Here is a 12,034-nt window from a genome sequence, read left to right as displayed (position 1 = left end):
TCAGGCGATCGAATGTGGCGTTTGCGAGGGCGATTCTCAGGCGTTGGAATACGACTGACATGCTGTGCAGCAATCGATTGCTACGCCCCTGGAACGTTTGCGCACATATCTTCGAAGGAGAGACGGCAATGGATCAATTGGGAGCGATCAGAGCCTTTGTTCGGGTCGTAGAGGCCGGATCGTTTGCAAAGGCGGCAGACACGATGGGTGCGCCACGATCGACCGTAAGCAAGCTTGTTCAGGATCTTGAGACAAGCCTGAGCATCAAGCTGCTGGAACGAACGACGCGCTCGGTCACAGTCACAACTGAGGGCGTTGGTTATTACGAGCGCGCCATCCGGCTGATTGCCGACTTCGATGACATGAACAGCGAGGCGACCGGCGGGCGCCTCGCTACCAAGGGAAAACTTCGGGTTGACGTAGGAGGCAGTTTCGCAAACGCGATTCTGATTCCGCGGTTGCCAGAGTTTTACGCGCTCTATCCAGAGATCGAGTTGCATCTTGGCGTAACGGAACGTCAGGCCGATATCGTCGAAGAGGGTATCGATTGCGTCATTCGCGCCGGGGATTTGCCCAGTGCATCTCTCGTTGCGAAGAGACTCTGTAGCGTCGAGATCGTCACCTGCGCCACGCCGCCGTACCTCGAAAAGCATGGCATCCCAGTTTCGCCGTCTGATTTGGAGCGCGATCATTTTTTCGTTCAATACTTCTTCGCACGCAGCCTGAAACCCGCACCCGTCCGACTGATTAAGGATGACAAGAAAATAGAAATTTTTAGCCCGATCAAGCTTTCCACCAGCGATGCGACCGCGCATTTACATGGAATATTGGCTGGACTGGGTATCGGGCAGACATTTGAATTCATGGCACGGCCCCATATCGCTCGTGGCGATTTGGTCCCGATCATGAAGGATTGGGCGCCGCCACGTTATCCTGTTCACATTGCAAGACCAGCGGGCCGGTTTCCGAGCGTGAAGTATCAGGTCTTTGCAGATTGGGTTGCGGCTGTCTTTTCTGCCTATGACAATGGCACCGACCCGTCCTGATCGCTTTATCCATATCCATGGATAGTCACTCCACAACCGCGAGCTTCTCTACATTTTCGTTTGAAGATATTTTCCGCGGCTGATTTGAACCGTCGTTGGACAGCCCGCAGCGGGCCGGCCCTATCCTGTATGGGAGGTGCCCCGATATGCCACTCGTCTCCTCCTTCGGCACAAATCGATCGCTGAATTTGGAGCAGTGCCTGTTGAGAGTAAGTAGAAGCCAAAGTAATCGCGATATGAACCCTGGGCGTACAGCGCACTCACTATCCAGTAGCGTGAATGCTCAGTGGCAGAGTGGCAAGCATTTCGCGGCTCACACACTGCTCTCCTGTTGCCCACGAGCTCTCTCCCCAAGCCAATTCAGCCAAATCGCTCCCCGTCGATTAGCATGAACAGCAACACTGCAGACGACCTGAGGGACGCAAGTCCAGATGGAATTTTCTTGAGGAAATCCTGGACCGAATGGTCGCATAGCGCAGCCTCGCGCGACATCTCCAGATCAGCGGAGCTCCGAGATAATTATTGCGGCAATGGCAACTCATTCGCAACGAATATTGCAATTCTTCGCGAGCGAAAATCGCAATACGTTGCCTTTCAGAAGCCGAGCCAACGCCTGAAGGGAAGCATCGGTATCGACCTAACTGGGGCCTTACGGGCCGTGTTCCAGAACATGGTGTCCGACCAACGGGCCCTGCCCAGTTCATAACCCGCCGCATTTGCGGTCCAGACCACCGAAGAGGAAAATCTCATGTCCAAGCTCGAAGTCCTTACTCCCGCCAACAGCCAGATCATCTTCATCGACCAGCAGCCGCAGATGGCTTTCGGTGTGCAGTCGATCGACCGCCAGACCTTGAAGAACAATGTTGTCGGCCTCGCCAAGGCGGCAAAGATTTTCAACATCCCGACGACTATCACCACGGTTGAAACGGAAAGCTTCTCCGGCAACACCTTCCCGGAACTGCTGGCAGTATTCCCGGAAAACGACATTCTCGAGCGTACCTCGATGAATTCCTGGGATGACCAGAATGTCCGCGATGCCCTGGCGAAGAATGCCGCCAACGGTCGCAAGAAGATCGTTGTTTCCGGCCTCTGGACGGAAGTGTGCAACACCACCTTCGCTCTTTCGGCGTTGCATGATGTCGCCGATTACGAAATCTACATGGTGGCGGATGCATCTGGCGGCACCTCTGTCGATGCGCATAAATATGCGATGGACCGCATGGTGCAGGCAGGCGTCATCCCCGTCACCTGGCAGCAGGTGCTGCTGGAATGGCAGCGCGACTGGGCGCGCAAGGAAACCTATGACGCCGTCACCTCGCTGGTGAAGGAACATTCGGGCGCTTACGGCATGGGCATCGATTATGCCGTCACCCACGTCCACGGCGGCGCTGAGCGCGTCAAGCACGGCAAGCGCATCGGACCGAACCCCGCCAAGTAATATTCGTTCTAGACCGCTTCGAATTCATCGGAGCGGTCTTTCCGATTTTGGAGAGCAATCCCGTGAAAATCTATCTTCTGTCTCTCGGTGCAGGTCTGCTGGTTGGCATCGTCTACAGCCTCCTGAACGTTCGCTCGCCGGCTCCGCCTGTCATCGCGCTCGTTGGCCTTCTCGGCATTCTCGTCGGTGAACAGATCATCCCTTTCGCAAAGACCTTGTGGAGTAGGGAGCCAGCAGCCGTTTCATGGCTTCATCAGATCAAGCCGCACATGTTCGGCCACCTGCCTAAGGGCGGCGATCGGATCGACGTCGCCCGTCACGTGAAGACGCAAGCGGAGGAGCGGATCTGATGACGACTCGTCGATCCTTTCTTGGGGGCGCGTCGAGCCTGGCCTTCTCGAACCTCTTCTCCCCGGCGAAAGCCGCCCACTCCAACCAGCCCGGAGTAGACACCATGCATCCTGACCTGATCCTCCACAACGGCCGCGTGACGACCCTTGACCGGACCAATCCGAACGCTACGGCGATCGCCATCAAGGACGGGAAGTTTCTGGCCGTTGGCAGTGACGAAGATGTCATGACGCATGCCGGGCCAGATACCAGGATCATCGACCTCAGGGGCAAGCGGGTTCTGCCCGGCCTGATCGACAACCATACGCACGTCGTGCGCGGTGGCCTGAACTTCAACATGGAACTGCGCTGGGATGGCGTTCGCTCGCTTGCTGATGCGATGGACATGCTGAAACGCCAGGTGGCGATTACACCAGCGCCGCAATGGGTCCGCGTCGTTGGCGGCTTTACCGAGCATCAGTTCGTCGAAAAGCGTTTGCCGACCATCGAGGAGATCAATGCAATAGCGCCGGATACCCCGGTCTTCCTGTTGCATCTTTATGATCGAGCACTTCTGAACGGCGCTGCGTTGCGCGCTGTCGGCTACACCCGCGATACGCCGAACCCGCCGGGCGGCGAGATTACCCGTGATGCCCACGGCAATCCGACCGGCATGCTGCTCGCCAAGCCGAATGCGGGCATTCTTTACTCCACGCTTGCGAAGGGACCGAAGCTGCCCTTTGACTATCAGGTCAATTCCACCCGCCATTTCATGCGCGAACTGAACCGGCTTGGTGTGACCGGCGTCATTGATGCTGGCGGTGGTTTCCAGAACTATCCGGATGACTACGAGGTCATTCAGAAACTATCGGACGAGAACCAGCTGACGGTTCGTCTTGCCTACAACCTGTTCACCCAGAAGCCGAAGCAGGAAAAGGAAGATTTCCTCAACTGGACGGCTAATGTCAAATACAAGCAGGGCAACGACTACTTCCGGCACAATGGCGCTGGCGAGATGTTGGTGTTTTCGGCCGCCGACTTCGAGGATTTCCGTCAGCCGCGCCCGGAAATGGGGCCGGAAATGGAAGGCGAGCTGGAAGAGGTGGTGCGCGTTCTTGCCGAGAACCGCTGGCCCTGGCGGATGCACGCCACCTATGACGAAACCATCTCGCGCTCGCTCGACGTTTTCGAAAAGGTCAACCGGGACATTCCGCTGGAAGGTCTCAACTGGTTCTTCGATCACGCGGAAACCATCTCTGAGCGCTCCATCGACCGCATTGCCGCGCTTGGCGGTGGTATCGCGACCCAGCACCGGATGGCGTATCAGGGCGAATATTTCGTCGAGCAGTATGGTCACGGTGTCGCTGAAGCCACACCACCGATCCGCCGCATGCTCGACAAGGGCGTCAATGTTTCGGCCGGTACGGATGCGACCCGTGTTGCCTCCTACAATCCTTGGGTCTCGCTGTTCTGGATGGTGACCGGCAAGACGGTCGGCGGCATGCAGCTTTACCCGCGTGCCAATTGCCTCGACCGCGAAACGGCGCTGCGCATGTGGACAGAGAAGGTCACATGGTTCTCCAACGAAGAAGGCAAGAAGGGCCGCATCGAAAAGGGCCAGTTCGCGGATCTCGTCGTGCCGGACAAGGACTACTTTGCCTGCGCAGAGGACGAAATTTCCTTCCTGACCTCCGATCTGACCATGGTTGGCGGCAAGATCGTCTACGGTGCCGGTGACTTCAAAGCGCTTGATGAGAGCAACGTTCCTCCGGCCATGCCGGACTGGTCGCCTGTCCGCAGGTTTGGTGGTTATGCTGCCTGGGGTGAGCCGGAAGGTGCCGGTGCCCGCTCGTTGCGCCGCACCGCCATCACCTCCTGCGGCTGCGCCAGCGATTGCGGCGTTCACGGACATGACCATGCTGGCGCCTGGACATCGAAACTGCCGATCGCCGACCTCAAGGGCTTTTTCGGCGCTCTCGGCTGCTCCTGCTGGGCCGTCTGACCAAGCTGAAGCTCGGGTGACCAGATCATCCGAGTTTCTCTCCATAATTGCTGATTTTGCAATTAAATCGAAACTATTGCTGCAATTGTTGGTGCCGCTGCAACCCGCGAATATCGCTCCATCAAAAGCAGCCGCTCGCGGCGAACATGCAGGAGCAGATTATGACCCGCCTATCCCCCACATCAAACCCGATCCTACGCGGCCTGACGCGCATCATGGCCTCCCCGATCACGCGAACCGTTTCACTGCTCGCACTCTGCGCCGCTTACATACAAGGTCCGCTTACCAAGATCTTCGACTTCAACGGCGCACTGGCTGAGATGGATCATTTCGGTCTTCATCCTGCCGCGTTCTTTGCCGTCGCCGTCATCGTGTTCGAGCTGACAGCTTCAGCGATGGTGGTGTCGGGCTTGTTTCGCTGGATCGGAGCGCTGGCGCTGGCGGTTTTCACCCTCATGGCCACCTTCATCGCCCTGCGGTTCTGGGAGATGGCGCCAGGCATGGACCGCATGATGGCGACCAACGCCTTCTTTGAACATGTGGGCCTCGCAGGCGCATTCGTCATCGTCGCCGCATTCGACCTCACCGAGGGAGCGGGCAAATGAGCGCTGCAAAAGCATCCGGTGGAACCTTCGCGCCACTCGCACAGCCTGTGTTTGCGGTTCTGTGGATCGCCACCGTCCTTGGCAATACCGGAAGCTTCATGCGCGACGTCGCAAGCTCCTGGCTGATGACGGATCTTTCGGCATCGCCTGCCGCGGTCGCCATGGTTCAGGCGGCCGGCACCCTGCCGATCTTCCTCCTCGCCATTCCGGCCGGCGTGTTGACCGACATTCTCGACCGCCGCAAGTTTCTCATTGCAGTCCAGCTTCTGCTCGCCTCCGTCAGCATCTCGTTGATGGTCCTTTCCCAGACAGGCATGCTCTCCGTCAGCGCATTGATTGGGCTCACCTTCCTTGGGGGAATTGGCGCGGCCCTGATGGGACCGACCTGGCAGGCGATCGTGCCTGAACTGGTCAAGCGCGAGGATGTCAAAAGCGCCGTCGCTCTCAACTCGCTCGGCATCAACATCGCCCGGTCGATCGGACCGGCCGCCGGCGGCTTGCTGCTCGCAGCCTTTGGGGCGGGCATCACCTACGGTGCAGATGTCGCAAGTTACATCTTTGTCATTGCAGCGCTGGTCTGGTGGCCCCGGGCAAAGAATGCCAACGATGCCCTGCAAGAAAACTTCTTCGGCGCGTTCCGGGCAGGCCTTCGTTACACCCGTTCGAGCAGGCCTCTTCATGTGGTTCTTCTGCGTGCCGCCATCTTCTTCGCCTTCGCCAGTGCGGTCTGGGCGCTACTGCCGCTGGTTGCTCGCCAGCTGCTTGGAGGCGATGCCAGCTTCTACGGCATCCTGCTTGGTGCGGTGGGCGCGGGCGCAATCGGCGGCGCACTGGTCATGCCGAGACTACGTGATCGCCTGAGTGCTGATGGTCTGCTTCTCGGCGCTGCACTCATCACCGCAGCGGTCATGGGCATACTGTCCCTTGCTCCGCCGAAAGCTGTCGCCCTTATCGCGCTCCTTTTCCTCGGCGGCGCATGGATTACGGCTCTGACCACGCTCAATGGTGCAGCGCAGGCCGTTCTTCCCAACTGGGTGCGTGGTCGTGGTCTTGCTGTCTATCTGACCGTGTTCAACGGCGCGATGACGGCAGGCAGCCTGGGATGGGGTGCTGTTGGTTCGGCAGTCGGTATCCAGGCCACGCTGATCATCGGAGCCGCCGGCCTTCTCGTTGCAGGTGTCATCATGCACCGCATCAAGCTTCCTGCCGGCGATGCCGATCTCGTTCCGTCGAGCCACTGGCCGGAACCGCTTGTCGCCGAGCCTGTCGCCCACGATCGCGGACCGGTCCTGATCCTGATCGAGTATAATGTCGAAAAGCATAACCGTCGTGCCTTCCTGCATGCGCTTGATACCCTCTCCCAGGAACGTCGCCGTGACGGTGCCTATGGCTGGGGTGTGACCGAAGACTCCGCGGATCCGCAGAAGATCGTCGAATGGTTCATGGTGGAATCCTGGGCCGAGCATCTCCGCCAGCACAAGCGCGTCTCCAATGCCGACGCCGACTTGCAGGGCAAGGTTCTCGCCTACCACACAGGCGCTGAAAAGCCCGTTGTCCGTCACTTCCTGACAATCAACCGGCCGGGAAAAGCCTGACCACTGAACACAACGAGGGGCGTCTTTGATGCCCCTCTATTGTTTCGACTAGCGCAATTAAATCGAAATAATTGATGCAATTGTTGACGTAGAGCTCTTGCGGCAATCTTCAACTCACATGATGGAATGATCTGCCAATGCCGGACCATCCCCTCACGTTCTCATTCATCGCCACCCAGCCAAAATCGAGACAGCCATGAAGTTACCTGCCCTCCCGACCCTCCTCAGCTTCAACGGCGGCTATGTCGATACGCTCGGCTTCCTGGCCTTCTCTGGCCTGTTTACGGCTCATGTTACGGGCAACTTCGTCAGCCTGGGCGCCACAGCAGCGCTCGGGATCGGCGGCGCGCTGTCCAAATTGCTTGCGCTCCCGGTCTTCTGCATCGTTGTTTTCGTATCGCGTCTCGTATGCCTGCGACTTCAGGGCAGCGGACGCTCGCCGATCCGGCCCATGCTCGTGGTGAAGCTTGCCTTGTTCACCGGTGTGGCCGCCTACGCCCTCTATCACGGTCCGTTCCATGCCGAGGAAACGATCGTAACGCTCGTAGTGGGGATGGCCTTGGTTGGGGCGATGGCGATCCAGAATGGCCTGCACCGCGCTCACCTGCCAAAGGCACCGCCCTCGACGCTGATGACCGGCACCACGACGCAGATCATGCTCGATCTGGCCGACGTTCTCGCCGATCCGAAGGCCGAAGACGTTGCCGCGGCGAAAGCCCGGATCAAGAAAATGGCCTTTGCCGTGGTCACCTTCGCGCTCGGTTGTGGGTTTGGTGCACTGGGCTTCATGTATGCTCCTGCAGCCGCCTTCTGCCTCCCCGCAATTCTCGCCGCAGTCACGCTCTTTGCTAGCACCGCCGGTGCAGAAGCAAACTGAGCGGCACCAAACCCGTCAACCCGACCAAACAGAAGGAACTGCACCATGGATATCGCGAGCGAAGCCGGTGGTCTGGCAAGCCTCATTGCCCCAATCCTGAGGCCACTGGCAACTGGGCTCGAGTTCTTCGGCGTAGGTGTCATCCTGATCGGCGTGGCAGTCGCCACCATCGGATATGCGCGCGACCTGACCTCTTCGGCGCGGCATGAGGCTTATGACCGCTACCGTGCCAATCTCGGACGCGGCATCCTTCTCGGCCTCGAAATCCTGATCGGGGCGGATATCATTGCCACGATCATCGCGCCGCTCACCTGGGAGAGTGTCGGCCTTCTCGGATTGATCGTTCTAATCCGCACCTTCCTCAGCTTCTCGCTGGAAGTGGAGATCGACGGTCAGTGGCCGTGGTCGCGCAACGCTCAGAAAAGCGCGAAAGCCGGCTGACAGGTCAGCGTCTAACCCCACCAATTTTCCTGAACCCGAAAACAAAGCAGATCCTGAAATGACAAACACCCTCGAATTCGGCCTCGACACGTTCGGGGATGTCACCACTGCCCGGGACGGGCAGCTCCTCGCCCAACCACAGGTCATTCGAAACGTGGTCGAAGAGGCCGTCATCGCAGACCGCAATGGCATCGACTTCTTTGGCATCGGCGAGCACCACCGCAAGGACTTCGCCGTGTCGGCTCCTGAAGTCGTCCTATCGGCGATCGCCGCACGCACTGACCGCATCAGGCTCGGCTCGGCGGTAACGGTTCTCAGTTCCGACGATCCGATCCGGGTCTTCCAGCGCTTCTCGACGCTTGACGCGCTTTCGAACGGCCGCGCAGAGGTCATCCTCGGACGTGGCTCGTTTATCGAATCCTTCCCGCTTTTCGGCTACGACCTGTCGAAATACGAGGAACTGTTCGAGGAAAAGCTGGACCTCTTCTCCCAGCTCGTCACCAAGGACGTGATCAACTACAAGAGCGACTGGCGGACGCCGCTCGAGGCTCAGATCGTCTATCCTCCGATCGCCGAAGGTCAATTGAAGACATGGATCGGTGTTGGCGGCAGCCCCGAATCCGTCATCCGCGCGGTGCGGCATGACATGCGCTTGATGCTCGCCATCATCGGCGGGGATCCGCGCCGGTTCGTGCCCTATGTAGATCTCTACCAAAAGGCTTCGGAACAGGCTGGACGACCCTTCCGCGAGATCGGCGTGCACTCGCCCGGCTATATTGCCGAAAGCGATGAGCAGGCTCGCCGCGACCTGTTTCCACATTTCAAGAAGATCCGCGATCGTCTGGGTCGGGAACGAGGCTGGCCACCGGTCACGGAGAAGGATTTCGAAAACGAGATCGAGCACGGCTCGCTCTATGCAGGATCACCCGAAACCGTTGCGATGAAAATTACAACGCTTGTGAAGACCCTCGGGATTTCCCGCTTCCAGATGAAATATTCGGCGGGGCCGATGGAGCATGAGAAACTGATGAACAGTATCGAGCTTTATGGAAGTAAGGTCATCCCGATGGTCCGTTCGCTACTGTCGCAGCCCGACGCACAGGCATAGGCGGGAGAACGAATATATCCGAGGAATTTTCGCGTAAAATCCAGACATCGGTTGAGCTTCTAAAGCCTGACGGCGCGGTGCCGCCTCGCTCAAGCGAACGGACAGCCATAGTTTTCTTTCAGCAACTTCGGACCAAGTGGCCCTACGGCTATTCTCGAGATCGATGACAAGGTTGCTCACATCAAGTTCGATCGACAAGGCTGGGCTTCGGCTTATCTTTCCTGGAACGATACAGGTCGATCGGGCGTAGCGTTCTACGATGCAGAAACCAGTTCGCCAGACTTCGATACGATTGACGATCCATAGGGCTCACGCGACAAAATGATCAGCGCATCGTCCGGAAGCGGGCGGGCGAGATTTTTTGCTTCCTCCCAAGGTGCGCGCATCCAGACGTCGGTTTCCTCTTTCGTCTGCAACAGGACAGGCATGGCCTTCTCATGAATGGGCCTAACGAGATCATTGGGATCCGTGGTGAGGAAGCCATAGAGATCGTCTGTCGTCATCCCATCCTTTACCTTGCGGACGCTTTTCCATTGCGGCACGTGGATGCCTGCAAAGAAGATGAGTGATTTTGCCTCGTCTCGGGCAAACCAGGCATTAGGCACATTGCCACCGTCCTCTTTGCTTGCTGGATCGGGCTCGGCAAAGCTTGTGACCGGGACGAGACACCTGTGCTCGACGCCGAACCAGCGCGTCCAGTGAGGAAGGTTGAGCTTGCGGACATTCGTCACGCCGCGGTCCGGCTCCATGCGGATGAGCTCATCCAAATCGACAGTCTGACCCTTGGTCTTCAGTTTCTCCGCCCGAGCTTCCGCAGCTTTCTTCTGCACGAAAATCGGCGAGGGCAGCCCCCAGCGCGCATGCACGAGCTTCTTCTTTCCCTCCGCCGCGTTGCGGACGATCGGCCCCATCTGATCGGGGTTCATTTGATAGGCCGGCATCAGGTTGATCAGGCTTTCGGCGTCCTGAGCCCATTTGGCGACCCAGTCCTTGTCTTCCATCCGATAAAGATTGCACATGGCAGCAATTCCTCCGCTGCGACCGAATGCAGTTTGTCAGGTTCCGCCTGCGTCGTTAGTTGAGCCTGTAAACGTCGGCATTGTCCTGCCGGTCCCGCAGGCCCTTGTAGGAAGCATGTCGCAATTTGCCGTCGCCCGTCCACGCCCGGAACTCGATCTCTGCAATCAGGGTCGGCTCGACCCAGACGATATCTGATTTCCCAGCAAATGCGACAGGTGGCTGCTTTCGCTTCCAGCGGAGTTTGTCGAGTATCTTGCACAGCCTGGTCATCTCGGCTTGGCTGAAGCCCGTGCCGACGTTGCCGACATAGACGAGTTCATCATCCCGATAGGCGGCAAGCGCCAGCGATGCGAACCCCGTTGGCGATGCCGTCGATGGTTCGTATCCGACGACCATGAACGCTTCGCTCTCAACGCATTTGATCTCCACCCAGTCGCCGGTTCGGCCGGAGCGATAGGGTTGATCAAGGTGCTTGCCGACGATGCCTTCAAGACCAAGGCTGCGGACATGCTCCAACAGGACGTTGGGGTCAGCGTCGAGTGTTTCCGATAGACGGATGGCGCCGTCATTTGCCTGATATGGACAATCCTACAGAGAAGGTCGCGAACGAGACGAACTTCTCGGGGCCGGTGCTCCCAAAACACGAAATGTCGGATTATGCTTTCAAGGAAAAGTGAGAGGCTGATCCACCACGCGGCCTTTGCAGCGCCAGTTGCTATTCCGGCTGGCATATCGTCGTTGTGACCAACTGCGTAAGCCTCATTACGCGAGAAAAAAAACAAAAGTGACAGTGCAAAAAAAGACCAGCGCGTCGAATACGAGCTTTGTACGGGTCATCCGCCCCACAGCGGATCTGATAGGGATCGTCAAAGCCGTAACGATCCTACCTGAACAAATAACTGATCGAAAAAGGCCTCTCCCATCATCGGAAACATTTACTGACGTGGAGGCTGACGCGTCACTATACGATAGTTTACTGATTTGGGAGCGAGGGGTGGGTTGGCCACCCCTCGTCTTGAGGATTTTATTTGTGAGGTAACGCTCCTGCCTCACCATGACCTTCCGGCCCGTGCGGATGATCAGGGTCGAAGGAGTGAGTGGTTTTGGAAGCGTCGTCGACGGCAATGTATCCATCAGCTCCATAGAATGCCGTGTGCAGTCCCCAATAGGCCGTACAGAACACCACAAGTACCACCGCCAGCCCGACTGGAATGTTGGTGAGCTTGCGTTTGAACACTGTGAAGAGATCAACGCCGCTCCGCTGATCAGCAGCGACCGCGAACAGGATTGCCATGATTAGGCCATGCCCGATGAGGTCCACGCGTCCGAATGGCCAGACGGCCGCCGTGAAGATGATGAGAAGCGCAATCGCCGACAGTCTGCGGATCAGAGGTGTCCAAAGCAGCCCGAAGCCCAGGGTGAACTCGGTGACGCCAGCCATAGGAATGAACACGTCGCGAGGCATCCCGAACGTCAGAAATGGCTTCTCTACGACGAGTGGGTAAAACCAACTCGGAAAAGCAAATTTCTCAAGGCTCGACCACATCAATGCAATGGCCAAGCCCCAGCGCA

The 12,034-nt window shown here is 58.1% G+C and carries 11 protein-coding genes and 1 pseudogene; 9 read left to right on the top strand and 3 right to left on the bottom strand.

Annotated features, from left to right (window positions below; genetic code table 11):
• Positions 1-128 precede the first annotated feature (128 nt).
• From PL597_RS15410 to PL597_RS15370, 9 genes are all read left to right on the top strand, one after another.
• Positions 129-1,046: a LysR family transcriptional regulator gene (locus PL597_RS15410; protein ID WP_271365616.1), complete on the top strand. Its 918-nt coding sequence runs from the start codon at positions 129-131 to the stop codon at positions 1,044-1,046.
• A gap of 748 nt (positions 1,047-1,794) precedes the next feature.
• Positions 1,795-2,484: a hydrolase gene (locus PL597_RS15405; protein WP_004437494.1), complete on the top strand. Its 690-nt coding sequence runs from the start codon at positions 1,795-1,797 to the stop codon at positions 2,482-2,484.
• A gap of 62 nt (positions 2,485-2,546) precedes the next feature.
• Positions 2,547-2,834, top strand: a complete 288-nt coding sequence (locus PL597_RS15400) for a XapX domain-containing protein (RefSeq protein ID WP_271365614.1) — start codon at positions 2,547-2,549, stop codon at positions 2,832-2,834.
• On the top strand, positions 2,834-4,816 hold the full coding sequence (locus PL597_RS15395) for an amidohydrolase (protein ID WP_271365613.1): 1,983 nt from the start codon (positions 2,834-2,836) through the stop codon (positions 4,814-4,816). Before PL597_RS15400 ends, PL597_RS15395 begins: the two co-directional genes overlap by 1 nt.
• Before the next feature lie 161 nt (positions 4,817-4,977).
• On the top strand, positions 4,978-5,421 hold the full coding sequence (locus PL597_RS15390) for a DoxX family protein (protein WP_271365612.1): 444 nt from the start codon (positions 4,978-4,980) through the stop codon (positions 5,419-5,421).
• Positions 5,418-7,016 (top strand): MFS transporter, encoded by a 1,599-nt coding sequence (locus PL597_RS15385; RefSeq protein ID WP_271365611.1) that lies wholly within the window; start codon positions 5,418-5,420, stop codon positions 7,014-7,016. The genes PL597_RS15390 and PL597_RS15385 overlap by 4 nt, the downstream gene beginning before the upstream one ends.
• Before the next feature lie 196 nt (positions 7,017-7,212).
• Entirely contained in the window at positions 7,213-7,893 is a 681-nt protein-coding gene (locus PL597_RS15380) for a YoaK family protein (protein ID WP_271365610.1), read from the top strand.
• A 45-nt stretch (positions 7,894-7,938) separates the two neighbouring features.
• Positions 7,939-8,334 (top strand): DUF1622 domain-containing protein, encoded by a 396-nt coding sequence (locus PL597_RS15375; protein ID WP_271365609.1) that lies wholly within the window; start codon positions 7,939-7,941, stop codon positions 8,332-8,334.
• Between the two features lie 58 nt (positions 8,335-8,392).
• Complete coding sequence (locus PL597_RS15370) at positions 8,393-9,442, top strand: LLM class flavin-dependent oxidoreductase (protein WP_271365608.1); 1,050 nt, start codon at positions 8,393-8,395, stop codon at positions 9,440-9,442.
• A 254-nt stretch (positions 9,443-9,696) separates the two neighbouring features.
• Here the strand turns inward: PL597_RS15370 and PL597_RS15365 are convergent, their stop codons facing one another.
• The 3 genes and pseudogenes from PL597_RS15365 to PL597_RS15355 all read right to left on the bottom strand — a co-directional run bounded on the left by PL597_RS15365 (position 9,697) and on the right by PL597_RS15355 (position 12,023).
• On the bottom strand, positions 9,697-10,461 hold the full coding sequence (locus PL597_RS15365) for an SOS response-associated peptidase family protein (RefSeq protein ID WP_271365606.1): 765 nt from the start codon (positions 10,459-10,461) through the stop codon (positions 9,697-9,699).
• 55 nt (positions 10,462-10,516) lie between these two features.
• Positions 10,517-11,029: pseudogene (locus PL597_RS15360) on the bottom strand (ATP dependent DNA ligase); the annotation flags it as partial.
• 457 nt (positions 11,030-11,486) lie between these two features.
• Complete coding sequence (locus PL597_RS15355) at positions 11,487-12,023, bottom strand: hypothetical protein (RefSeq protein ID WP_271365605.1); 537 nt, start codon at positions 12,021-12,023, stop codon at positions 11,487-11,489.
• Positions 12,024-12,034 lie beyond the last annotated feature (11 nt).

The sequence above is a fragment of the Agrobacterium sp. ST15.13.013 genome (genome assembly GCF_027956525.1).
GTDB lineage: Bacteria > Pseudomonadota > Alphaproteobacteria > Rhizobiales > Rhizobiaceae > Agrobacterium > Agrobacterium salinitolerans.
The sequence above is the reverse complement of the archived record's forward strand: the minus strand, read 5'-3'. Positions and strand labels throughout refer to the sequence as shown.

Excerpts from the sequence above, each read along its gene's own strand:
- PL597_RS15365 (WP_271365606.1), bottom strand. The coding sequence starts at position 10,461 with ATGTGCAATCTTTATCGGATGGAAGACAAGGACTGGGTCGCCAAATGG.
- PL597_RS15410 (WP_271365616.1), top strand. The coding sequence starts at position 129 with ATGGATCAATTGGGAGCGATCAGAGCCTTTGTTCGGGTCGTAGAGGCC.
- PL597_RS15405 (WP_004437494.1), top strand. The coding sequence starts at position 1,795 with ATGTCCAAGCTCGAAGTCCTTACTCCCGCCAACAGCCAGATCATCTTC.
- PL597_RS15385 (WP_271365611.1), top strand. The coding sequence starts at position 5,418 with ATGAGCGCTGCAAAAGCATCCGGTGGAACCTTCGCGCCACTCGCACAG.
- PL597_RS15380 (WP_271365610.1), top strand. The coding sequence starts at position 7,213 with ATGAAGTTACCTGCCCTCCCGACCCTCCTCAGCTTCAACGGCGGCTAT.
- PL597_RS15390 (WP_271365612.1), top strand. The coding sequence starts at position 4,978 with ATGACCCGCCTATCCCCCACATCAAACCCGATCCTACGCGGCCTGACG.
- PL597_RS15370 (WP_271365608.1), top strand. The coding sequence starts at position 8,393 with ATGACAAACACCCTCGAATTCGGCCTCGACACGTTCGGGGATGTCACC.
- PL597_RS15395 (WP_271365613.1), top strand. The coding sequence starts at position 2,834 with ATGACGACTCGTCGATCCTTTCTTGGGGGCGCGTCGAGCCTGGCCTTC.
- PL597_RS15375 (WP_271365609.1), top strand. The coding sequence starts at position 7,939 with ATGGATATCGCGAGCGAAGCCGGTGGTCTGGCAAGCCTCATTGCCCCA.